General features: G+C 36.4%; 23 protein-coding genes, 1 tRNA gene and 1 pseudogene. 10 read left to right on the top strand and 15 right to left on the bottom strand.

Going from position 1 to position 24,124, the window contains the following annotated elements; genetic code table 11:
* The first annotated feature begins 245 nt into the window (after positions 1–245).
* Both radA and KTH84_RS06440 read left to right on the top strand, forming a co-directional pair.
* Positions 246–1,634 (top strand): DNA repair protein RadA, encoded by a 1,389-nt coding sequence (gene radA / locus KTH84_RS06445; protein ID WP_003650164.1) that lies wholly within the window; start codon positions 246–248, stop codon positions 1,632–1,634.
* Between the two features lie 81 nt (positions 1,635–1,715).
* Positions 1,716–2,687, top strand: a complete 972-nt coding sequence (locus KTH84_RS06440; protein WP_202743068.1) for a Tim44 domain-containing protein — start codon at positions 1,716–1,718, stop codon at positions 2,685–2,687.
* A gap of 57 nt (positions 2,688–2,744) precedes the next feature.
* Here the strand turns inward: KTH84_RS06440 and epmA are convergent, their stop codons facing one another.
* From epmA to KTH84_RS06415, 5 genes are all read right to left on the bottom strand, one after another.
* A complete protein-coding gene (epmA, locus tag KTH84_RS06435; RefSeq protein WP_133972167.1) occupies positions 2,745–3,719 on the bottom strand; it encodes an EF-P lysine aminoacylase EpmA in 975 nt (324 codons plus the stop codon).
* On the bottom strand, positions 3,716–4,783 hold the full coding sequence (locus KTH84_RS06430) for a 4-phosphoerythronate dehydrogenase (RefSeq protein ID WP_262472537.1): 1,068 nt from the start codon (positions 4,781–4,783) through the stop codon (positions 3,716–3,718). The genes epmA and KTH84_RS06430 overlap by 4 nt, the downstream gene beginning before the upstream one ends.
* 105 nt (positions 4,784–4,888) lie before the next feature.
* On the bottom strand, positions 4,889–5,281 hold the full coding sequence (locus KTH84_RS06425; protein WP_133972163.1) for a YkvA family protein: 393 nt from the start codon (positions 5,279–5,281) through the stop codon (positions 4,889–4,891).
* A 143-nt stretch (positions 5,282–5,424) separates the two neighbouring features.
* The gene (gene fdhD / locus KTH84_RS06420) at positions 5,425–6,216 is read right to left on the bottom strand and encodes a formate dehydrogenase accessory sulfurtransferase FdhD (protein ID WP_262472536.1); all 792 of its coding nucleotides are present in this window, start codon (positions 6,214–6,216) and stop codon (positions 5,425–5,427) included.
* 82 nt (positions 6,217–6,298) lie between these two features.
* On the bottom strand, positions 6,299–8,707 hold the full coding sequence (locus tag KTH84_RS06415; RefSeq protein WP_262472535.1) for an FdhF/YdeP family oxidoreductase: 2,409 nt from the start codon (positions 8,705–8,707) through the stop codon (positions 6,299–6,301).
* A 399-nt stretch (positions 8,708–9,106) separates the two neighbouring features.
* Here KTH84_RS06415 and KTH84_RS06410 point away from each other — a divergent pair, with 399 nt between their 5' ends.
* Complete coding sequence (locus KTH84_RS06410) at positions 9,107–10,249, top strand: glycerate kinase (protein ID WP_262472534.1); 1,143 nt, start codon at positions 9,107–9,109, stop codon at positions 10,247–10,249.
* A gap of 50 nt (positions 10,250–10,299) precedes the next feature.
* Positions 10,300–10,905 (top strand): nitroreductase family protein, encoded by a 606-nt coding sequence (locus KTH84_RS06405; RefSeq protein WP_133972155.1) that lies wholly within the window; start codon positions 10,300–10,302, stop codon positions 10,903–10,905.
* Between the two features lie 182 nt (positions 10,906–11,087).
* On the opposite strand, the gene KTH84_RS06400 is transcribed toward KTH84_RS06405, so the two are convergent.
* The 4 genes from KTH84_RS06400 to KTH84_RS06380 all read right to left on the bottom strand — a co-directional run bounded on the left by KTH84_RS06400 (position 11,088) and on the right by KTH84_RS06380 (position 14,128).
* The gene (locus KTH84_RS06400; protein WP_262472533.1) at positions 11,088–11,537 is read right to left on the bottom strand and encodes a hypothetical protein; all 450 of its coding nucleotides are present in this window, start codon (positions 11,535–11,537) and stop codon (positions 11,088–11,090) included.
* Positions 11,538–11,896: 359 nt separating this feature from the next.
* On the bottom strand, positions 11,897–12,454 hold the full coding sequence (locus KTH84_RS06395; protein WP_262472781.1) for a TetR/AcrR family transcriptional regulator: 558 nt from the start codon (positions 12,452–12,454) through the stop codon (positions 11,897–11,899).
* A gap of 687 nt (positions 12,455–13,141) precedes the next feature.
* A complete protein-coding gene (locus KTH84_RS06385) occupies positions 13,142–13,573 on the bottom strand; it encodes a hypothetical protein (RefSeq protein WP_262472532.1) in 432 nt (143 codons plus the stop codon).
* An 84-nt stretch (positions 13,574–13,657) separates the two neighbouring features.
* A complete protein-coding gene (locus tag KTH84_RS06380; protein ID WP_202743077.1) occupies positions 13,658–14,128 on the bottom strand; it encodes an Imm30 family immunity protein in 471 nt (156 codons plus the stop codon).
* Positions 14,129–14,348: 220 nt separating this feature from the next.
* Here KTH84_RS06380 and KTH84_RS06375 point away from each other — a divergent pair, with 220 nt between their 5' ends.
* Together KTH84_RS06375 and KTH84_RS06370 are read left to right on the top strand one after the other, a co-directional pair.
* Entirely contained in the window at positions 14,349–14,621 is a 273-nt protein-coding gene (locus KTH84_RS06375; RefSeq protein ID WP_202743078.1) for a hypothetical protein, read from the top strand.
* A gap of 48 nt (positions 14,622–14,669) precedes the next feature.
* On the top strand, positions 14,670–14,948 hold the full coding sequence (locus KTH84_RS06370; protein WP_227574861.1) for a hypothetical protein: 279 nt from the start codon (positions 14,670–14,672) through the stop codon (positions 14,946–14,948).
* A gap of 231 nt (positions 14,949–15,179) precedes the next feature.
* On the opposite strand, the gene KTH84_RS06365 is transcribed toward KTH84_RS06370, so the two are convergent.
* Both KTH84_RS06365 and KTH84_RS06360 read right to left on the bottom strand, forming a co-directional pair.
* Complete coding sequence (locus KTH84_RS06365; RefSeq protein WP_202743079.1) at positions 15,180–15,893, bottom strand: DUF4882 family protein; 714 nt, start codon at positions 15,891–15,893, stop codon at positions 15,180–15,182.
* A 204-nt stretch (positions 15,894–16,097) separates the two neighbouring features.
* Positions 16,098–17,022: pseudogene (locus tag KTH84_RS06360) on the bottom strand (aminoglycoside phosphotransferase family protein).
* 163 nt (positions 17,023–17,185) lie between these two features.
* Between KTH84_RS06360 and KTH84_RS06355 the strand changes: the two are divergent.
* From KTH84_RS06355 to KTH84_RS06345, 3 genes are read left to right on the top strand one after another with little or no spacing between them, the layout of a single operon-like run.
* Complete coding sequence (locus KTH84_RS06355) at positions 17,186–18,037, top strand: alpha/beta fold hydrolase (protein WP_262472528.1); 852 nt, start codon at positions 17,186–17,188, stop codon at positions 18,035–18,037.
* A gap of 35 nt (positions 18,038–18,072) precedes the next feature.
* Complete coding sequence (locus KTH84_RS06350; RefSeq protein WP_202743082.1) at positions 18,073–19,137, top strand: hypothetical protein; 1,065 nt, start codon at positions 18,073–18,075, stop codon at positions 19,135–19,137.
* Positions 19,138–19,180: 43 nt separating this feature from the next.
* A complete protein-coding gene (locus tag KTH84_RS06345) occupies positions 19,181–19,924 on the top strand; it encodes a TSUP family transporter (RefSeq protein WP_202743109.1) in 744 nt (247 codons plus the stop codon).
* A 157-nt stretch (positions 19,925–20,081) separates the two neighbouring features.
* Here the strand turns inward: KTH84_RS06345 and KTH84_RS06340 are convergent, their stop codons facing one another.
* From KTH84_RS06340 to greB, 3 genes are all read right to left on the bottom strand, one after another.
* Positions 20,082–20,960: a MetQ/NlpA family ABC transporter substrate-binding protein gene (locus KTH84_RS06340; protein WP_133972133.1), complete on the bottom strand. Its 879-nt coding sequence runs from the start codon at positions 20,958–20,960 to the stop codon at positions 20,082–20,084.
* Positions 20,961–21,408: 448 nt separating this feature from the next.
* Positions 21,409–21,498, bottom strand: a tRNA-Ser gene (locus KTH84_RS06335).
* A gap of 89 nt (positions 21,499–21,587) precedes the next feature.
* Positions 21,588–22,082 (bottom strand): transcription elongation factor GreB, encoded by a 495-nt coding sequence (gene greB, locus KTH84_RS06330; RefSeq protein WP_133972131.1) that lies wholly within the window; start codon positions 22,080–22,082, stop codon positions 21,588–21,590.
* A gap of 372 nt (positions 22,083–22,454) precedes the next feature.
* Here greB and KTH84_RS06325 point away from each other — a divergent pair, with 372 nt between their 5' ends.
* Entirely contained in the window at positions 22,455–23,567 is a 1,113-nt protein-coding gene (locus KTH84_RS06325) for a transglycosylase SLT domain-containing protein (protein WP_262472525.1), read from the top strand.
* Between the two features lie 91 nt (positions 23,568–23,658).
* On the opposite strand, the gene KTH84_RS06320 is transcribed toward KTH84_RS06325, so the two are convergent.
* A complete protein-coding gene (locus tag KTH84_RS06320) occupies positions 23,659–24,042 on the bottom strand; it encodes an SCP2 sterol-binding domain-containing protein (RefSeq protein WP_002118641.1) in 384 nt (127 codons plus the stop codon).
* Between the last annotated feature and the right edge of the window lie 82 nt (positions 24,043–24,124).

The raw sequence follows: 24,124 nt of genomic DNA, 5'->3' as shown, positions 1-24,124 counted from the left end.
GATATATACGTCAGTAAAAACACCTTCCTTGGGGATAGATTAGATTTTTTATATCCACTGAAAACAAACTCTATCTGACTTGTAAAAATCCTATATCGTGTTATTTTTGATGTCTTTCCCTTTTAGTTCCTAAAAAGCTCCGCTTTTCTAATTCCTAATCTTTTACATGAAAAATTTAGGAAAAAGAGCTAAGGACTCTCTATAGAACTATATTTATATAATATCGAGCAAAATTTCAATTTTTTATGAGTAAAGTCAAAACTATTTACCGTTGCGAGCAATGTGGTGCCGATCATCTTAAATGGGCAGGTCAATGTTCAGAGTGTGGTGAATGGAATTGCCTGACCGAAGTCAGACTTGAACCAACCACTGCGCACCGAGCACGCCCCAAAACTGGGGGCTATGCAGGCCAAGCCGCCAACATTACAACACTCAATAAAGTCTCAGTTTCCCATGAAACCCGCTTACAGACAGGTATTAGCGAATTTGACCGTGTACTTGGCGGAGGTTTAGTTACCGGTTCAGTCGTACTGATTGGTGGTGATCCTGGTATTGGTAAATCCACCATTCTGTTACAAACAGCGACCCATATGGCAAGCGCGAAAAGCTCCGCACTTTATATTACGGGTGAAGAGTCGTTATCTCAGGTTGCTCTTCGTGCTCAACGTCTTGATTTACCTACTGACAAGTTAAAGGCTATGGCCGAAACCTGCGTAGAACGAATTTGTGAGGTTTTAGAACAAGAAAAGCCTGCTGTGGCTATTTTAGATTCTATTCAGACACTTTACACCGAAACCCTTCAATCGGCGCCAGGTGGTGTTTCTCAAATTCGTGAATCTGCTGCATTACTTACACGTTATGCAAAAAATAGTGGTACGGCACTATTTCTTGTTGGCCATGTCACTAAAGAAGGTGCTCTTGCAGGCCCTCGTGTTTTAGAACACATGGTGGATTGTGTACTTTACTTTGAAGGTCAGTCAGATTCACGCTATCGAATGATTCGTGCAGTTAAAAACCGTTTTGGCGCAGTCAATGAACTGGGTGTATTTGCCATGACAGATAAAGGATTACGTGAAGTTGCTAACCCTTCTGCCATTTTCTTGAGTCGTTATGATGAAGCGATTCCGGGTTCAATCGTCATGATTAGCCGTGAAGGTACTCGCCCTCTTTTAGTCGAAGTACAAGCATTGGTTGACGATGCACAAGGCCAACCACGTCGTGTCGCATTAGGTCTTGAACAAAACCGTTTAAACATGCTTCTTGCTGTCATGCACCGTCACGGAGGCGTCCAGACAACAGGACAAGACGTCTATGTAAATATTGTAGGTGGCTTAAAAATTACTGAAACAGGTTCAGATTTAGCAGTTTTATTAGCATGTGCTTCAAGTTTACGTACTAAGGCTTTACCACAGCAGCTTGCGGTTTTTGGCGAAGTTGGTCTTTCTGGTGAAATTCGCCCAGTTCCTAATGGCCAAGAGCGTTTAAAAGAAGCGGCTAAACATGGTTTTAAATATGTCATTTTACCAAGAGGCAATGCGCCGCAAAAAGCAATTCCAGGGGTTCAGGTCATTGCCGTTGCCCGTTTGCATGAAGCCTTGACCGAAGCTATGCAATTGAGTGATGAATTGACATAAAAAATATACTTTTATAGTTGAAATTTAGGGTAAATGCCTGCATAAATACTATTGTAAATTAATTTTAAACAGGAATTTCTTATGGAAGTACACCAGCGTGGCTTGATTAGCGGTATTTTAATGGCTGCTTTAGCAATTTCTCCTCTTGCTGAAGCTAAACGTGCGGGTGGTGGTAAAAGCCACGGTATGGCACGCTCTACTACGTCAAGCCAGTCATATCAACAACCTCGTCAAGTGACTCCAGCTCAACAACCAGCCACTGCACCTCAAAGATCAGGTCCAGGTGTTGGCTCAATGGTTGCAGCTGGTGTAGCTGGTGCTGCCGTAGGTGCTGTTGCAGCAAATGCTTTAGCTGATGACAAACCGACATCAACTGAACAGCAAGCCACTCAGGCTGAAGCTCAACAAGAGAAAAAAGGTGGTATCCCGAGCTGGATTTGGGTGTTACTTGCAGCTGCTTTAGCTTTCTTTGTATTCCGTAAATTGGGATCAAAAAAAAAACTAACGGCTAATAACCCATACGCACCAAACAATGGCGGTCAAAATCCATTTGGCCGTTCTGCTGCACCACAAGCGACACCACGTAATGCTGGAGATAATACAAATATCTTTGGACAGTCTGTGACTGGTGGTGCTGCAACCCAAGCTCCTTTTGGCGGTGTAACGACCAGTAATGGCAATCAACTTCCAGACGGTAGTGAACCAGCTTCTTTCTTGCGTATTGCACGTCAACGTTTTAACCACATCCAATCGATGAATACTGCAAGTAACATTGAAGAAATTCGCCGTTACTTAACGCCAGAACTTTATACTTCTATGTATAACGACATCATGGAAAACCAAGATCAAGATGTTGCCGAGTTTAGTAACCTCAATGCGATGGTTGTAGATAGTGCGACTGAAAATGGTCAATACGTAGTAAGCGTACGTTTCACTGGTACAGTGAGTGAAGATCTAAACAGCTTGCCACAGCCATTTGCTGAAATCTGGCACTTTGTTAAACCTGCTGGCTCTCAGCAAGACTGGGTTGTTGCAGGTATTCAACAAGCTTAAGCTGAATAAGCTCTAAATAAAAAAGCCACAATATTGTGGCTTTTTTATTTGTTAGTTTTAAGCAATGTCTGCTGGAAATGTAATCACTTTTTCAATTTGAAGCTGGTCCATTGCAACCATTAATAGACGATCTACGCCTAAAGCAATTCCTGAGCATTCTGGCATATGAGGTAAAGCAGCTAATAGATGTTCATCTAAAGGCATAACATGAAGACCCTGCTTAGCTCGCTCGGCATTATCCGCTTCAAAGCGTGAACGTAAAACTTCAGCATCAAGCAATTCATCGTACGCATTTGCCAGCTCTAAACCTTCAATATAGACCTCAAAACGAGCAGCAACCTCTTCCCCATCTTCATCGAGTTTCACCTTTGCTAAAGATGCCATTTCTGGTGGAAAGTCAGTTAAAAAGACAGGTGCATCAAATCCCAAACTTGGTTCAACAAAATGTGAAAATAACAAATCGATATAAGCTAAACGGTCATCACCTAAATCAAGGTTTAAGCCCACACGATTTGCAGTTTCTTTGAGTTGCTTCAAAGTTGCTTGTAATGGGTTAATGTCTAAACGGTCCTGAAAGGCATGTTTATAACTTAAAATAAATGGACGAACTTCACCAAAACGATGCTGCAAGCAGGTTTGCAATAAATCGGCCGTTTCATGCATTAAAGCTTTTAGGTCAAAACTCGGGCGGTACCATTCAAGCATCGTAAATTCACTATTGTGTTTACGCCCGTGTTCATCGTCTCGAAAAACCTTACAAATCTGGTAAATCGGCCCGCTACCACTCGCCAATAACCGTTTCATGGCAAACTCTGGTGAGGTCTGCAAATATTGAGTTTGCAATTTCCCATTAATATGACGTAAAGCCTGAACAGACGCTAAATGCACATCGGTTACGCCTGCCTGTGAAACTAGAGGTGTCTCAACTTCCATAACAGCTCGTTCAGCAAAAAACTGACGAATTTGATTGTAGAGTTTGGCACGTGCTTTTAAGGCATCAATTGAACAAGTAGGTTGATAACTTAAACTCATGCCTGCGGTCCTCCATGTGCTGCCCATTCCCGACGCAGCGGATAATTCTTACGCAATAAATCAAATGCTTTTTGCTCGACTTTGCCGTCTTTAATACAAGCACGAATATTGGCATCGTCTTGAGCAATGTCATAAATTTCAGTTAATTTTTGCTTTAACACAGTCTTTAAGTCATTACCTGAAAAATAATCTTCACATGCAGGCAACTGAGTTTCGAAACGCTTATTTATATCGAAACCAAACTTTTGGCAAAACGCTTCATAAATCATTTGCGTACCGCGGGCTTTGCCTTCGAGGCTGTAACCAGCAATATGCGGTGTCGCTAAAGCCAACATGTCTATAAGCTCTTCTGAGATGACTGGCTCATGTTCAAACACATCGAGCACAACTTTTCGTTTTGTACGTTGAATATCTTCGATTAAAGCCGCTTCTTTAACGACTGGGCCACGCGCACTATTAATTAAAATCGTGTTCGGTTGAAGTGCTGCAAACGCTTGCTCATTAAAAAGATGATAAGTCGCATGCTCAACATTTTTGGTTAAAGGCACATGAATTGAAATTGCATTCGCTTGTTGCAAGAGCGTTTCTAAGCTTACATTCTCAATCGAATTTAACTGTACATATGGGTCACATCCAATCACACGCCAGCCAAGCAACTGAGCCATATATGCTAAACGTTTACCGACGTTTCCAAGCCCAACAATGCCTAAAGTAAATTTTTCTTGTTGTTCTAAAAGGTTGGCATCTAAATGCAGTAAAGCAGTAATGACATATTCAGCAACTGCCTGCGCGTTACAACCTGCTGCATTGGCCCACGTAATTCCTTGTTTTTCTAAAGCTGAAATATCTAAATGGTCGGTACCAATTGTGGCACTACCTACATATTTTATTGAAGTGTCTCGAATTAAACTCTCATTCACTGCTGTTACCGAACGAACCAATAAAGCCTCTGCATCTTTTACATCTGCATGAGTTAAAGTACGCCCTGCATGGTGTTGAATATCGCCAAACTCTGAAAAAAAGTAATCGGTAAATGCCAAGTTTTCATCTGCGACGATTTTCATTGTCTGCAACTCATAGCTTATAAAAACGTTATTATCCTTTGAGTTGTAGCAAAGTACAATGTTAATGCCTTGAAATTAGTATTCTCTATTTTTAACGTTTATGAGTTATAAATCACCGCCAAAATAGAAATAAGCCATCACAGCCAAAGTTATCCAAACTAGAATAATCAACACAGCGACCAAATAATTTTGAGGGCGGCGTTCTTGTTGTTCAAACCAGTCTTCAGCTTGTTGTTCTGCCTCTAAAATGACGTGTTTAGGCGTAAAGCGAACAGCCAACCAAATGAGTATTGGTAAAATTAAAGCCTCATCAAGTAATCCCAAAACAGGAATAAAATCTGGAATTAAATCAATGGGACTAAAAGCATAGGCAACCGCTACAACAGCAATAATTTTTGGTAGCCACGGCATTTGCGGGTGCTTCGATGCGAACCACAACATAATAATTTGTTTTTTTAGATGTTTTGCCCAATCTTTTAGAGACTGCAACCAAGACATTGGGACACACTCCGACCTACCGAAGTCTGATAATAAAGTATAAAACTCCCGCCTAGCTTAAAATTAGAAAAAATAGAAATGTAAATTTCTATCTTTTTGCTCATTTTTTTAATGAGAGTTTATTTAATGGTTCTTTTAAGGCTTCATAATTCGGTATATAAAACAAAGCCATCCCCACGACAAAAACTAGCCAAAGTTAGACCCGATATTTTTGCTAACCGAATGGCCATGCTGGTTGGAGCGGAAATTGATGCTAGTAAACCGATATTCAACTGAGCGCATTTACGAATTAATTCATAGCTTGCACGGCTCGTCATGACAACAAAACCAGAACTGGTATCATAGTTTTCTTGGGCTAAATAACCGAGTAATTTGTCTAAAGCATTGTGGCGTCCCACATCTTCAAATAATGCGATGATTTGACCTTCAACGACCCAAGCTGCGGCATGTGCCCCTCCCGTTAAAGCCGTAATTTCTTGCCGATTCTTTAAGTGAGAAATAGCCATCGGAATTTGCTCAAGCCATGCTTTAGAAAGTCGAGTTGTAATTTTAGGAACATCGAGATGAAACTGCTCTAAACTTTCAATTCCACATAAACCGCAACCTGTACGTCCCACCATCATTCTTCTATGTTGTTTTAAAGTCGCAAACGCCCTAGATGAAATCGTCATTTCAACTTCAATGCCTAATTCACGTTGATGTACCTCAATGGCGTAGAGTTCTTTTAAACTCGTTAAAATCCCTTCAGACAGACTAAATCCTTTTGCAAATAAACTCACATCGGTAGGCGTTGCCATCATCACGGCGTGAGAAATACCGTTATATACCAAAGCAATCGGGTGCTCTTGAACAATATTGTCTAATGCAATTTCAGATTCAGTTTTTTTGAAGCGCTGTACTTCTAAGGTTTCAACCCCATATAAATGCAGTGTCAAAATAACGTCCTTATTTTAATTCATGGCGCTTGGAATGAGCGCCATTCGGATATGAGTTTTAATATTAAATAGACTGTTGCACTTAAAGACTGCTCACCTTTCTATCAGCATCTTCGGGGTCAACTGCCGTTGCCAGATTAAAATGCTCAGGCGCATTGCCTGCGTGCAAAATGACAGGAACACTTTTTGATGCAGGAATCTTGGCATATTGATCATGGCTACTTAATGCCACCAGAGGATTAGTTTCCGGATAATAAGCGGCTAAACTGCCCCGTGGAATGTTGTACGGTACAATACGGAAACTATGCACGATACGTTTAACACCATCTGAGAAAACACTTTCAATATCTACCCACTGGTTCGCTTCAAAACCAGCTTCATCAATATCGGCTTGGTTCATAAACAACACACGGCGCTGCCCAAATACCCCTCGGTAACGGTCATCAAGACCATATAAAGTTGTGTTGTACTGATCATGAGAACGGGTTGTCATTAAGGTATAAACCTTACTATCCGTATAGGCCGCGGCATATTGATTTTCTTTATCGCCATAGACTTCATTCAGTGGCGTAATCATAAATTGGGCTTTACCACTTTTTGTATTCCAGACGTGTTGATTGGCTGGATGTTCTAAGTGGAAACCGCCTGATTCATAGACCCGTAAATTAAAGTCATGAAATTCATCAAACACATCGGCGATTGAGTCACGAATGCGGTCATAACTTTCAATATACCATTTCCATTTAACCTGACTGTCCGGCAACACGGCTTCTGCCATTCTTGCCACAATATCTGGTTCCGATAAAATATTTTCAGAAATTGGCGTATTACGTCCTGCCGACAGGTGAACATTACTCATCGAATCTTCAACAGTAATCGCCTGTGGACCATGAAGTTGCTCATCAATTTCCGTTCGCCCTAAACACGGCAAAATCAACGCATCTTGACCACAAATCAAGTGACTACGATTTAACTTAGTGGCTACATGTACCGTTAAATTACATTTTTTAAGCGCTTCTTGGGTATACGGTGTATCTGGTGTCGCAACCGCGAAATTGCCGCCTAAACCAATAAAGACTTTGACCTCACCCTCATACATCGCTTTAATCGTTTCAACCACGCCAAAACCATTTTTTCTTGGTGATTTAATCCCAAACACACGGTCAATGTTGTCGAGTAATTTAGGATTAGGTAACTCATTAATGCCCATGGTTCGGTCACCTTGCACATTACTATGGCCTCGAACCGGACATAATCCCGCACCTGGTCGGCCAATTTGACCTCGCGCCAATAACAAGTTCGCTAACATATGAACATTGGCAGTTCCGTGGCGGTGTTGGGTAATCCCCATTCCCCAACAGAAAATCGAACGCTCTGACTCTAAAAACAGTTTAGATAGTTTTTCCAGATGTTCGGCAGATAGCCCTGAGTGTTTATAGATATCTTGCCATTCAGTCCTTTCAACCTCAGCAATCATTTCATCAAAACCAATAGTATTCACAGCAATAAAGTTTCGATCAAAAACGCTTGGTTTTCCTGAAGCAATGGCTTTTTTATCCCACTCATTTAAGTGTTTTAAAATGCCTAACATCAAGGCATAGTCACCACCAATTTTAGGCTGGAAATAATAACGGCTAATAGGTGTACTACCATTGGTCATCATTTCAAGTGGTGCTTGTGGGTCTTGGAAACGCTCAAGCCCTCTCTCTTTAATTGGGTTAATCGCAATAATATTTCCGCCACGTTTAGAGACTTCTCGTAAAGTTCCTAACATACGTGGATGATTGGTTCCTGGGTTGTGTCCAAAACTAAAAATAGCATCGGCTAAATCAAAATCATCCAGCGTTACCGTGCCTTTGCCTAAACCAATTGAGTCAAGCAAACCGACACTTGTGGTTTCATGACACATGTTCGAACAGTCTGGAAAGTTATTTGTTCCAAAACTACGTACAAACAATTGATATAAAAACGCAGCTTCATTGCTAGCGCGACCCGACGTATAAAATGCAGCTTGGTCCGGATGGTCTAACGCATGCAGATGTTTGGCAATGAGTTGAAATGCCTCATCCCATGAAATAGGTACATATTTATCAGTTGCGGCATCGTAGCGGACTGGGTCAGTTAAGCGACCTAAATCTTCAAGAAAAAAATCACTTTGTTCTGATAACCAACTTAATGTGTGGTTTGCAAAATATTCAGGAGTCACTGTTTTACTGGTCGCTTCAAATGCAACCGCTTTTGCGCCGTTTTCACAGAAATTAAAGGCATGAGCATTTTTCTTTTCGGGCCATGCACAGCCCGGACAATCAAAACCTGTTGGTTGGTTAATGTTGAGTAAAGTAATAGAACCTTTTTTTAAAATATCTTGTCGTTTTAAATTTCGAGCAACGCTGAGTAACGCACCCCATCCCCCAGCAGGATGCGTGTAGGGTTCAATTCGCGCAAAGCCATTATTTTCTTGTATATGCTTTTGTTCTTCTGAATTATCCACTTGTTCATCCTCTTCGTTATACTTTCGAGATCAGCTCATTCCATTTGGTCGCATTTTCATTATGGTAAAATTAGTTAACTCATCTCTTAATTAATAACATGGGTTTGCTTTTTATCTTATCCATGACTTTGCAAAAGCAGACTCATCTCTTGTTATAATATGTGCCATATCCGTTACAATTACAATTATTCTAAGCCCATCCATAATTTTTAAAAATTCAATAAATAACAAAAAGTTAAAATCTATAAGATTTAATTTTTACAGATAAAAACATAATTACTTTTATATTTTTAACGGCCCCTAATTACTTTTCACACTGAAATTTACAAGACTTTAGCTAGGCTTTTATTGCTTTAAGCAGTATAAATTATTTGAAAAGAAATTAAATTTAGAGAACTTATGAAGGTTGTAATTGCCCCTGACTCTTTTAAAGACAGCCTATCTGCGTTGTATGTAGCTCAGGCAATTGCCAAAGGATGGAATGAGGTTTTTCCTGAAGCCGAAACGGTTTTATGCCCCATGGCAGATGGTGGTGAAGGCACAATTGAAGCAATATTAGAAGTCTGGGATGGCCAATGGCGTGAAAAAACAGTAACTGGCCCCTTAGGTCAACCTGTTCAGGCAAAATGGGGTTGGTTAGAAAAACAAAAAATAGCCATAATTGAAATGGCACAAGCCAGCGGCATCCAGCTAGTTCCACCCTCACAACGCGATGCTTGTCACAGCACAACTTTTGGAACAGGCCAGCTCATTAGGGAAGCTTTAGACGCAGGTGCAAAAGAAATTATTTTAACTGTGGGCGGTAGTGCAACCAATGATGGTGGTACTGGTTTATTAACTGCGCTAGGTGCACGTTTATTAGACTCGAACCAACACCTTTTACCCGATGGTGGTCTCGCTTTACAAACATTGTCAAAAATTGATTTAACTCATTTCGACCAGCGTATTCACCAGACACGTTTTTTATTGGCTGCCGATGTCACAAATCCACTTTGTGGTCCAAATGGTGCATCACATATTTTTGGTCCACAAAAAGGTGCTACCCCTGCTCAATTACAACTACTTGACCAAGCCCTTGCCCATTTTGCGGATGTTTCGGCACAATTGCTCGGTTTCGATAAAAGAAATGAAGCTGGTTCTGGTGCGGCTGGGGGTTTAGGTTTTGCTGCCAAAAGTTTTTTAAATGCAGAGTTTAAAGCTGGGGTCGAAGTTGTAGCTGAGCTCAATCAGCTTGCCAATAAAGTCTCTAATGCGGATTGGGTCATTACGGGTGAAGGCAAATTTGACCGACAGACTTTAAATGGCAAAACAGTTTTTGGTGTGAGTCGAGTCGCGAAAATGAAAAATATACCTGTTATTGTGATTGCAGGCACTTTAGGCGAAGGCTACCAAACGCTTTATCAACATGGCGTTACGGCTGCTTTTTCACTGACAAACGGTCCAATCACATTAGAACAAGCCTGCGAACATGCATCGGAACTCATTTTCGAGAGAACCATTGATATTGCTAGATTAATTAAGTTTAATCAGAACCACCGCTAAACATTACTTCGTATCTTTAAAACGGTTAAACCAACAAATAGGAATGTCTTATGAACGTTATTGATGCCATTCAGCAACGCCGCGCAATTAAACGCTTCGACCCATCATTTCAACTCTCTGAAGAAAATAAACAACAGTTATTACAAGAAGTTTTAGCAAATGCCCCAAGTGCATTTAATTTGCAGCACTGGCGCCCTGTTGTGATTGAAGACGCTGAACTCAGACAAAAAATTCGCACCATTGCGTGGGACCAGCCACAAGTTACCGAAGCTTCTTTACTGATTGTGTTATGCGCGAAAGTAAGCTCGTGGGAAGCCGATGCTAAACGTGTTTGGGATGGGGCTTCGCCAGAAGTGCAAAATATTATGGTAGGCGCAATTGATCAATATTACCGCGACCGCCCACAAACCCAACGTGACGAAGTGATGCGTAGTGCGGGTATTTTTGCTCAGACCTTAATGCTTCTTGCTCAAGAGCATGGTCTAGACAGTTGCCCAATGGATGGTTTTGACTTTGATGCAATGGCGAAGTTAATTAACTTACCTGAAGACCACGTGGTGTGTTTAATGATTGCCGTTGGTAAATCAGCATCTCAGCCCTACCCACGTGTGGGTAAACTTCCTTTTGATGATGTAATTATTCAAAATACATTCTAAGTTATTAATTAGATTTCAGGCTTCTATACGCTTCTTATTCTATTATGAATAATTGGAAGCCTTTAATTTGAGATACACTATAAAGCTGATTTTGAATCTTATTTAAAGTGAAATATTCAAAATGCTCCATCAACTATGAAAGTGTGGTGCTATCTCTATCTATTTCATATTTTAGGATTTTTTTAATTCTTTCCCAAAACTTTCTTAAATTCCGGTGAATCAAAATAATTCGTAATCATTTTTCCGAGATCTACCTTATGCGCTTTAAGTTCTTGGCTCCCCATGTCTTGTAAAACCGTATGTGGCTTATGCTTTTTCAAAGGAGGGAATTTCCGCTGACCGCCTGTTGTTATTCTTTCAATAAAGCTTGCCAACCACATAATATATTCGCACTTATTCTTATAAGAAGGCATTAAACTGATATCCAGCTTAACCATACATTCACTTAAAGGCTTGTTGAGACACTCTTCAAAGTTAATAAAATTATACTTAAGTTTGTAAGGTGTTCCTTTTAGCTCTTGTCGGATAATACTTACTAAATTATTCAACTGCTCAATAATATTGTCAGAGAACAATTTTGCATCCTCAAATTTTTTATAAACCTTCTCCGCAATGATTAAAAATTGTGACATTGTTCTCTCTCCTTCTTATTCTAACATTGTCCGTTAGTCAGATTTTTAAGAAAGTATGATGGATATAACGTTGCTATATGTAAGAGTGATTGAACAAAAAGTAACCTATGTAATAACTATGAAACTATCTGCCCAAACAATCCACAGAAATAATTCATAACACAACTTCAGTCACATTATTTAAGCCGTGATTTTTTATAATTGGTAATAATATAAAAATTAAAAAACCACCCAACTCTCAATATTTAGCGAATATTCCTGCATTGCAGGGAGCTTAGCAATTCAGCTCGACATCAAAAGTTGGTTTTAAAAAATAGCTTATTTATATTTCATCTTTTATTATCCTCACACTTTTCACCTCACTTCCCCCAAGAAATTAGAAAATAATCTAGTAATTTTTCTCTTTCCCCCGCCTTATTTGGGTCTAAAAGTTGAACCATTGCCCCATCAATCACAAACAAAAACATGTGTGCATCTTGTTTTGAAGCATTTGAATTGGCTGTTAAAAGTAAATTATAGATTTCATTAATAAACCAGTTTCGATATTCAACCACCACCTGATACGCCTTTGGATGTGTTTTTGAAATTTCAAAAATGGCTTTAAAGGGCAAATGATAGAGTCCGTCTAAATCCGCATGTAAAAAGTAAATTTTGCGAAGCTTTTCAAGCAGAGTTAAGTCTTTTTGAACATAGATGATTGAAAGCATCTCATGTTTAAGTCCATCTTTTTGAAAGGTTAAGCTCATTTCAATGAGCCTTTCTTTTGAGTGAAAGTAATTATAAAAAGTCGCTTTGGGGGTTTTCGAAGATTCAATAATTCGGTCCACCCCGACTTTGTGAAAACCGTATTTATTAAAAAGAAATCGGGAGGTATGAAGTACGCTCAAAGCACGAAATGGAAGATCTGAATGTGGCATAGTTTTACCGTTATAAATTAAATTTTTGTTGTATATAAATGAGATAAAAAAAGCCTGTGCCCTTTCTGGGAGAAAAAAAGGCATAGCAAAGCCGTAAAGACTGTGCTTAGCACATCTCAAGTTTTATTGTTGATGCAAGTTTTTTGAGCCGTAATGACTTAAAGCCTGAGAACCCTAAAGATAATCAAGCTGCTAAATATAATTTACGTTGTGTCGTTATAGCTTTTGGCAAAGACTGCCAAGAAATTAAGAATGTGCAAAGCCAACTCCTTTTTATTGGGAGTTCTGCCAGACATTTATAGAATTATGGTGGCAGAACGGAAAAGGGTTAGCAGACTAGTATTATCTCAAACTAGCACACCCGAAGGTGTCCCTTTCCCGTCCTACCGCTACGGGAAAGGAACGAGTGGCTACCACACAAGACTATTCCTCAGAAGGAATAACTCTGATGCGGGAGATAATATACGGTCTGCTAAAACCGACTGGCAATGTGACCAGCAGGCAAAGGATAGTGCTCCGCTCTTTTACAGTCAAGCACACAAAATGACATTTGTTTTAAATTAGATCATTAAAAAGTAAGGATAAATAATGAGTGAGTTATTGTTAAATGAGGGTTTATAAAGGGGAAATAAAAACAGCCTCGAAAGGCTGTTTTTATTGAGCTAGAACGATTTCGTATAAGCTGCATTACGTTAATTTTAAATAATCTTCATAACTCATTATCTTTAAAACGTGTAATTTACTTATTTCTAGTTTTTTCATAATATCTGGGATCAAAGATCTATTAGCTAAAAAGAGCTGATCAGTCCTATCAAATCCACCTTGTAACCTTATTCTTCCATTTTGAATATAAATATCCATTAACCGTTGTTCTCTTAGACTTTGTATAACTGTGGCTTTATATTCATCAAAATCTATTTTTTTATTATCTTTAAAAGAATACTCATCAAAAAGTTGATAGTAAAAGTTTAAGAATTTTTCTTCTCCATTTAAATATTCATCCAAGCTATTATTTTTCAATGAAATGTCGTAGCAAATGATATTCGATTGATCAGCTTCTACTTCTGAAAGCCAATGATCAAAAATAGAAATAGAAATAGAAATGACCGTGTCCCACATAAATTTACTCAAATTTCTAGAATTTTATAAGGATACATTAAGAGCTTTTCATCATATAACATATTTAATTCAACACTAAATAATTTATAAACCTGTCTTTGCTGCAACCATCACACCAACTGTTTTTTCTAAAAACTTAGAACTCTCTTTATTAATTACTCCAACAATGCATAAGACTACCGACTTAATCTCTAAAGAGGCCGAATAGAGCTTTTCAGTAAGGGTTTCTCTTGCTCTATCACTATTTAATATTCTCTTAAATAAAATATCAGCCCATTTTGGAGATTTATGCACTAAGTAAGGTAACTCTTTCAGAACTTCAGAGATATAAATATCATCATCAAAAGATTCAATACTATGTATGATCGAAAATATTGCCTCATCGTATTGGGCACTATCTTCTATTAACCGAATTAAGGGTCGAATCACTGAAGGATCATTAAAAATCATAACTTCTACAAGAGCCGTATCAACAGCTTCTACATCACCAAAGTTATCGATTTGTGCAGCTTTAACTAAATTCTTAATTGCTTGTTCAAGAGCACGAGCTGTCATTCTTTTTCTCTAAACTTTAATGGATATACCATACCATTTTTTAAAATTATTCTCTTCATAGATTGCCTTGAGCAGAAATTTGTTCAAAATTATCCGAGATTGATCATATAATAGTGTCAAATATATACGCACACATCAAACTGCAACACTATTACTAGAAAAATATAATGTCAATTTTGAAGTAGATGAACCTGTATATGGTTTAGCTAAAGGGAGTTTCATGGCCACATATTTAGATAAATATAGATATCTAATAGGATTTTTTCTGGGATATTTAGATATTCTTGAAAGTAATCAAGATATTTTAAATTATTTTCAAAAAAATCCTGATGAAATTCCTATATGTATTGATGAAATTTCAAAGCTAGTAAATGATGATTTATTAGATTGGAAGATCTTTACAGAGGAAGCAAATATTTACTTTCAATCTGAAACAGATTTTATTAATTTTTTTAATTGGCTCAAAACTGAATTAAATAAAATCCTTTTATAATAGAACACTTATTAAAAATTTTACTATATAAAACTCAAAAAAGGTAATATGGAAATTTCCCATATAATCACGCATGGCCCACAAAGCGCTATCATAGATCCTATTATTTCATCAGAAATTGAAGGTACTTTGATAGTTAAAGTTAAAAATAAAATTATCTTCAATGAAGAGGATCTACTCTTATTGGAATTTGCCATTTACATAAAACAATGGCTTGATAGAGATGAGAAACCCAATTTTTCTTACACCTCTATGGAGTTTGATGAAAAAAATATTCTCACTTTTGGAAAAGAAAAAGATAATTTATGGAGAATTAACTCAGTTTAGTTCAATAAATATCAAAACAATATTTATGCAACATATCCAGAGTTAATAAATGCTTGCACTACTTTTATAAATAACTTTAAAAATAATTTTAAAGGAATATCTTTTCAATATTAATAGACAAGAATGTATAAAATATTTTATTTGATTGCGAGTATAGAAATGGATTATTCAATAGACTAATAAAAACTGCCTCATTAGATAGCGAGGCAGCATTTGGATATGTGGTCTATTTTAAAGAGATGTTCCACAAATATCTGTGGTGCCTGTTGGATAGGTAAATTGTAGTTTCGAATGATCAGATACTATTTCATATGATATTTCTTTACCTAAAGCACTAGAGTTGGAAGCATAAAATCCCTCTTCAATTGCAATAGCAAACTTCATTTTGCTTAATGGGGTTGTATAACTCCATGTGTATCCCCTATCTACGCCATTTACAATATAACCAATTTTCTTGCTGATTTGATTGTAATAAATCCCAACTCTCACTGTTTCATTTGCTAAAACTTCATTTTGTGTCTGAGTTGGGGTTATGTTTCCAGAAATAGAACTCATAAATAAATTCTGCTGTGAACCATATGCACTTCCAAAACTTGGCGCAGCAAAAACAATACCATCAAAATTACTTGTTCCTGTGATAAACCCTGAAGCTAGTTCATTTGAATTTAGATTTATTGGTTTCTTGAAAATATATTCAAAAGCAATCACATTAGACTGAGCAATATTGGTATCAGATTTAGTTTTTATCAGTGTTCCTATGTTTATATTAGCCAAAGCCTTAGTTAACACTTTCTGCCCAGTTATTGTTATATAGTTGCTTGGATTTGGTGTCCCTTCTGGTGTTTGTGAAGCGCTTGGATCAATCTCTAGATCACCAATTTTACATTCAGCCCAGCTCTGTACACTGACAATTAATAAGCTAAGAATCAATATATTTTTTTTCATTATTTCACCTTAATTTTATTGTGATTTTTGATTGTATGGTAAAAATTTAAGGTTTAGAAATTTTTCAGATAAAGAGACAATAGGTTAAGCTCTATAGTGATTTATTAGATAGGTGTTTTTCTAAAATCAAAATAATATGTATTAAATGAAAATAAGATTACTTACCAAACATCAGCAATATTTATTAATGAAACTAAAAATTTACTAAAACTTTATCTGCAACTCTTCTAATACTATTTTTAATGTCTTAATGGCTGAAGTTCTAAAGATAGTATTATCTTCCATAGGCTTATTTTTATCTGTCCAAGCTATTGCTGCAAGACATTGAATACCGACATAGCATAAAAATTCCCTTTGAGGAACTTCTTCCCCATAAGTGATTTCCCAACCTCGTAGAAATGAATTTCTTAATTCTAAATCAGAGAAATCTATATCTACCCAGACCATCTTCGCTAGATCATAAACCGCATCTCCAATACGAGCAGCCTCAAAATCTAAAATACCAGAGATTTTATTACTACTAGTTGCCAGAAGGTTCCGACCAATATAGTCACAATGCAAAAGACTCAACTTGGCGGGTTCTCGTAAATCTTTGCAATATAAAAGCAACTCACTCAGCTCATAACTAAATTCTTGATAGTCAGCTTTAGAGGGATCGATTCGGGACATCCACTTTGATGTCATTAATTTTAGATGTTCGCTCCATAAAGTTGGGTTTTCAGAAGAATTATCTCGTCCCTTCCAGAAATTCATCTCAAGTAAACCACAAGAATTAATCGCTCGATGAAAAATTCCTAGAGATAATCCCGCGGATTTTAGCAATAATAATTTTTCTGTTCTCGAACAACTTTTTAAAATATTGTTTACTGGCTGCCCTTCTAAAGCACTCATTACAACAATAGAATAATTTTCCCATTCAAATTTATTTAATAACTTGGGGACTAGGGAACATGCATTAAGCTCATTCAATATTTCACAATATCTGTCATTATCTACTTTCCGTGTATACGCTTTTACAAAAACCTCTCCTTGAGTAGTTTGTGCTTTGTATACAGTAGCTATCTCTATGAGTAACTAAACTCAATGTCTCTGCTTGGATTCTGTTAAGTAAGCCATCTAAATTTTTCATAATATTTTATTAAATATATAAAGTTATAATCTCTATTCATTATATGATAAAGAATATATAAGAGTCCCTGTTTTACAAGGCTTTTTAGAATTTTCATTGTTATTTATTTAAGTTTTATTTCTATACAACAAACTCCTGAATACCTCTAATAGGAATATAAGTCATGGAAAACCAAGACATGATATCAATTGCACATAGATATCTTTCTAATACTATTTCTAAAGTCACAAAGTTACCTATGCATAAGTTAAAAAATGAGGATCCTGTTAAAAATAAAAACTCTTTCTTTTTTATACATAATTTTGGTACTTATGAATTAGAAGCCAAATTCAATTATTGTGATGGTTTTCCAGAAAGAATAGCTTTACTTATACATGGCGGTAATTCTGATTTAAGCTCCTTGCACCCGTTAGAAAGTCTGCTTAGGAATAAAAATATTGGAACTCTTTCATTTAATTTAAGTGGGTTAAATAGTACAAGTAAAACAAAATCATCTTTATCCCAAAACATCAATGAGGCCATTTTTTTTTACAGTCTTTTAAAAAAGGTAGATATTGTTATTGGATATAGTTTAGGTGGTTATATTGCAATTAATTTAGCAAAAAAATTTACAATAGATCGATTGGTTCTCTTATGTCCAGCTATATATTCAGATCAAGCAGTAAACAAAAATTATGGCAATGATTTTAAAAAAGAAATTTCTAAATCATACAGTTTTCTCTCATCATCAATTTGGTCTTTTTTAATAAAATATGAAAGAGAAATATTAATAATTTATGGAGAATTAGATGGAGTAGAAACAAAAGAGGGAAAATCAAAAGGATTTTATGAAATCAATGGTATGACTAAGTATTCTCCAATTCCCTATGAGATAGTCCAAATATTTAAAAAAATTTCTATGCGAAAAGCTAATTTTAATTTAATGATGGTAAAGAACACAGATCATTATCTTCTAAGAAATATAAAAAAATATAATTTTTCAAAATATATTGATTTTAAAAAAAATACAGACTAGTCTGTAGCGGAATTTTTAATCAATACAAATAAATCATGAATCAAATAGTTAAGAATTTCGAAACTTATCATCTTTATCTTTCATCTGAGATTTCTCATTTAATTAGTGAAATGTCATACGAATTAGCCTTATTAGGAGGTCCAGATTCTTTAGATGTACAAGAAAAAATTTTAGATTTTAAAAAAATATTAAGTGAAAAGTTAAATTCATATGAAAAAAGTATTATAGAAAAATATATTCATAGAGAAATACCATATCTTGTACTTGAAGGGCTACATATTAGAAAATTAGGTCATAGTGGAATTGATATTACTCAATTAAAGCAACTACCATCTCTTGAAATACTCGAAAAAGATATAGATATATTAACATTAGCTTCTTCTGAACAAATAATATTGTCACTTCTTGAGGAAGATGCTTTCGCATTTGATATTGATAATGTGGGTAAAATCGTTAGAGTCGTTGCGAACTTAAAAGGTGGAGGAGTTACAAAAATTGAAAATGAGAATCCTGATAAGAGTTCACATTCAGGTATAGAATTAACGGCACATACCGAAGCTCCTTACCATACAGTTACTAAAGTTGTTAATAATCATTCACCAGCTCCTTCTTCCTTAATTTTAACAGCAAGATGGAATCCTTTAAATGAACCTACAAGTTTAATTCCAATATCAAGAGTATTAAGCCAATTAACTCTTGAAGAGACACTGGCTTTAACAACAGAAAGTTTTAATTTCACAAGAAGTGAAACATTTAATGAGGGCGAAGGGTCTGGAGGAGAAAATGTTTCTATCCTAGAAGTAGATAAATATGGTTATAAAGCCATAAAATACAATTCATATAGATTTACTCCAAATGATAATGCTTCTATAAAAATTAAAAATGCTTTTTATAAATTTGAATCAATTGTTCGACAAACTAGTATTGTTGATTCTATTAATTTAAATCCTAACACAGTTTTAATTATTAATAATAGTTTATGCTTACATTGTCGAGATACTATTAAAGATAACCGAAGAACATTAGTTCGTTTATTTGGTTATAGAAAAAATCTTGACTATATTGTACTGCAAAAAAATCCTCTTATTGTGAAAGGCTAATAAATTGAATTTTGAACTCCTATTTATTTTAGGTCTAGTTGCGATGGTAGCTGGATTTATTGATGCTATTGCAGGTGGTGGAGGGTTAATAACTCTACCTGCATTGCTTATATCAGGTGTGTCTCCTGTATCTGCAATAGCTACCAATAAATTGCAAGCTGCTTCTGCAACACTTTCAGCAACTATTAGTTTCGCAAGAAAAGGACTAATCGAATGGCGAAAGGCAATTCCTATAGCTTGTATGTCTTTTTTAGGGGGAATATTAGGAGCGCTTTCAGTTACTTTAATGCCTAAAAACGTACTTTTAACTATCGTTCCAATACTTTTGATTCTAGTAGCCCTATATTTTATTTTTTCACCCAAATTAAGTGATGTTGATAAAAAACCTCTTATCCCTTACTTTATATTTGCTCTAATAGTTGCACCGTTACTTGGATTTTATGATGGAGTTTTTGGCCCTGGAGTCGGTTCATTTTTCATAGTTGCATTTGTACTACTGTTAGGTTTTAAGTTGGTGAGCGCCTTATCTTATACCAAGTTAGCAAATGTGGCTTGTAACCTAGGGTCTCTATCTATTTTCATCATTAAAGGATACGTCATTTTTCCAATCGCTTTAGTGATGGCTGGTGGAGCTTTTATTGGGGCTTCGATTGGCGCAAAATTTGCTGTAAGATTTGGCTCAAGAGTGATTAAGCCTTTGTTAATACTGATAAGCTTATGTATGGCTCTAAAATTATTATTGGATCATAAAAATCCAATTTTCATATATTTTAGCCATTTCTTTTAATCTATTTATTATATTATTTGCGTCTCAATAGCATATTTTCTAGAAGCTCTTAAATCTATTAAGAGCTCATTACTCTGAAACAGAACATACTATAAAAAAAGCTAAGCCCCGATTACCGTGACTTAGCTTTGAAAAATAATTTTAATTAAAAAATTACTTATTTGATGTCTGTAAACTCAGAAACAGGTTTGTTGACTTCAACTTTTGTACCTGCAAATTTTTCGCTCACAAACTTTTGTACTTTAGGTAAGTGGTAAAGTTCACCTAATTTCGTATAGATCGGGTCATTTTTATTCGCTTCAGCCACACCCAATAAGTTCACATAAAGCTTTGTAGACTGGTCAACAGGCTCACGGAAGATAGAATCTTTCAGTACGTTTAAGCCACCTTCAAGTGCCAAAGTATTACCCAATACAATTGCATCAACATCGTTTTTAACACGAACTGCTGTTGTCATTTGAATTGGTTTTAACTTCAAATTTTTAGGGTTTTCAGCGATATCATTAGTTGTCCCTTTTATAGGGTCAAAGTCTGGTTTGAGTTTAATCAGTTTAGCAGACTGTAATAATGTTAATGCACGAGCTTCATTAGCAGTATCGTTGGGAATTGCGATTGTAGCGCCTTGTGGGAACTCATCAACAGTTTTCACTGTATTTGCATAAAGACCCATTGGTTCCAAGTAAGTTGTCGCAACAGCAGCAACTTTAGCAGTGTTTGAAGCGTTATAAGCGGCCAAATAGTTAAATGACTGGAACGCATTTACGTCTTGTTCGCCACTTGCTACAGATGTATTTAACACAACGTAGTCGGTCAGGTTGGTCACTTCGAGTTTAATGCCCGCTTGAGCAGTTTCAGGAAGCGTTGCAACGTATTTCCATACGTCAGTATCTGAACCTGTTGAAACAAGTTTAATGGTGCGTACTGACTCAGTTTTGTCTTTAGCTGGTGCTGTATTTTCAGTTTGTGCAGGTTGTTTATTACATGCAGTCAGTGTGAGTACAGATGCGCTGAACAAGACACTAAATAATTTTTTCATAGATACATCCTAAAATAGGAAACGCCTACTCTACAAAAGAGCGAGGCATTCCCAACCATTGGGTAGAAATGCAATATTTGGCTGGAAATAACTCCAGATATATAAGGGTTTAGAAGCCTGAATTCAGCCTAATTTCTTCCTTGATCTTGCTCGCTGAACAATAGAATTATGTTTTGAATCAGTTTCTAAATATGGGATCATCATATATCAATAAGTGAATATTCTACAAATAACTTGTTCGATTCTGATATATAGACATGTGCTTGGTAAGGCACTGAAAATAAAAAATATATTATATAAATACAACAATTTTGATTAAAATATATACTTATTTGATTTATATGAAATTTTCAGGAGTTGTTAGCAAAATTTAAGCTAACTATTACTGTAATTTATGTCCTATACATAAAAAAAAGCCCTCGTCATTAACAAGGGCTTTTTAAGAATTTGGCGGAAGCGGTGAGATTCGAACTCACGGAGGACTCACACCCTCGTCGGTTTTCAAGACCGGTGCATTAAACCGCTCTGCCACGCTTCCAACGAGCGCTATAATATAAACAAAAACACAAGTTGGCAAATCTTTTATTTAACTTTCAATTCAAACGCTCAAAATAAATACAAATTGATTTATTTTTCTGGGTTTTCATTCTTTTCATAGCGAATTGTATTGATATACCAAAGCTTTTTTCCAGATGGCGTATGCACTTCAATCTCATCATCTACTTCTTTGCCGAGCAGTGCGCGGGCCATAGGTGATTCAATCGAAATATGCTGCGGGTGATGGTCATAAATTTCATCGATCCCTACAATACGTAAAGTTTTCTGCTCACCTTCTTCATTTTCAATTTCTACCCAAGCGCCGAAATACACCTTACCGTCTTGTTCTGGTGCGTAATCAATGATTTTTAATTCTTCTAAACGTTTTCCTAAATAGCGTACTCGTCGATCAATTTTTCTAAGTAACTGCTTGTTGTACTGATAATCTGCATTTTCGCTGCGATCACCTAAGCTTGCAGCCCAATTCACTTTCTTTGTGATTTCCGGTCGTTCTTCATGCCAAAGTTGTTTTAATTCAGCAACTAATTTGTCATGCCCTGACCGAGTAATTAAGTTAGATTTCATGATTAAAAACCACTGTTCAACAACATATCGCTTACAAGATGTAGCATTTTATACCCTATTTTCTCATATCAGAAGTGTATAAATTTTCTTCCTTAAGAAATTCATGTGTTTATAATGTTATATCGAATATTTAATTGTACGAAATTTGACAATACTTTTTTTCAATATTATGATGCGCGCAGATTAAATGTTGAGCATTTTTTAACCTTTCAGAAAACTATGTAGATTTCCTACACAGTTTGTTTTTTTCATTTCATGTCATTTTGAATGACGTCATGACTGCCCACCCCTTATTGAATTTATCAACTTTTAAAAGTTATGGCAGCTTATTGTCTGACTTTTTGGGCATAAATTATCTGTAGCGGAGACAACATGCACAGTAATTCAAGTTCAGAGTCGAGGCTTTGCCTTAACTCTTTATTTTCTTCTCTCCCGTTAAAAGCACTTGCACTCAGTACTATGCTTTTTCCATTTCATAGTATCAATGCAGGAAAAACCCTACAGTACAATACTGTAGTAAATACAAACACTCTAACTGTTGTTGCTGTAGAAAGCCCGACAACTGTTTTCAAAGAAGATCAGTTTTTACACGGTTTTGGTTATGACTTAGCTCGTAACTATGCGCAAACCCTTAATGTAAAGCTGGACTTTAAAATCGTGGCAGACAATGCCACTGCACTTAGATGGGTTCAGCAAGGTAAAGCAAACTTTGCAATGACGACCGCAGGTTTAAGTACCATCGAGAACAAAGGTTTAATGTCCTTTTCTGCAAGTTGTGGTGATACCGTCAATTTGCAAAAGAATGGTTTAAATCCTGAGTTAAGCTGGGTGTTTAAACAAGCTGATGACCCCCTCACCCAGACTGCCAGTGGCTTTGTATGCCAAAGTAAGCAAAATGGTGTGACGCAGCAACTCGCTTCTTTTTATAATCGTAATGTGGTGAAACCAGAAGCTTGGTCGACCATTCAACGTGACTTAACGACGCGTTTACCGATTTATAAAGCGAGCTTTAAACAAAGTGCAGCGAAATATGATCTCGACTGGCATTTACTTGCCGCAATTGGTTATCAAGAATCATACTTAAAGCCAGAATCTGTTTCGCCCACAGGTGTTCGTGGCTTAATGATGCTCACCAATAGCACTGCTCGAGCAATGGGTGTGAGCAATCGTAGTGATCCAGCTCAAAGCATTCAAGGTGGAGCAAAGTATTACGATTTGATGCTAACTGAATTTGATAATATTCCCTTCCCTGATCGGAACTGGTATGCGCTTGTGGCCTATAACATGGGACCGGGTGCGGTAAGTCAAATTCAGAAGCGCTTGCAATCTCAAGGGAAAGATCCGAACAAATGGGTCAATCTCTATGACTATTTGCAAAGTAATAAAACGCGAAATGGTCGATATAAGCAAGCAGTTCAATATGTCACTCGTATCCGTGCTTATCTTGAACATATCAAAACGGCGCAAACGCGAATTAATATCTAATTTTTATTGTTTAAAAGTTGATAAATTCATTGTTTGTATAAATAAAAAGCTTACCTCTATGGGTAAGCTTTTTATATGAATTCTTTTAAATTTAAGCTGTATGCTCTAATACTTTTTTGAACAAATCTTTTTGTTCTTGGCTTGGCTTAGCTGTTTGTAAAGCCATTAATTGAGACATATCGCCTTGAACTTTAATTTTACCAGTCATGAATGCCTGCATAGCAGCAGCCATATCAAACTCTAAGAATACTTTACGTAAAGTTTCAGCATCCATATTTAAAGTTGTTTTGGCATTTGAAGACAAACCTTTTTGGATTTTACCCCCATCTAAAGCTAATTCGGTATTTCCAGAAGCATCTGTAACTACTAAATTAATTGCCAAATTCGCAAGAGCGGGTGGCAAATTAAGATCCCCTGCTTCAGCAGTTAATTTTTCGACAGTAGCAAACCAATCTTCAGTTAAAAATGCAGGCATGATTCTTCCTCAAATTTATTTGTTCAATTTCTCTAGTTGTCTATCCAGACAACATCATGTGAAGCAATTCTGCTTGAGCGTT

This window comes from Acinetobacter sp. WU_MDCI_Abxb74, assembly GCF_025513915.1.
Taxonomy (GTDB): Bacteria; Pseudomonadota; Gammaproteobacteria; order Pseudomonadales; family Moraxellaceae; genus Acinetobacter; species Acinetobacter calcoaceticus_C.
This window is presented reverse-complemented; position numbering and strand designations above follow the sequence as displayed.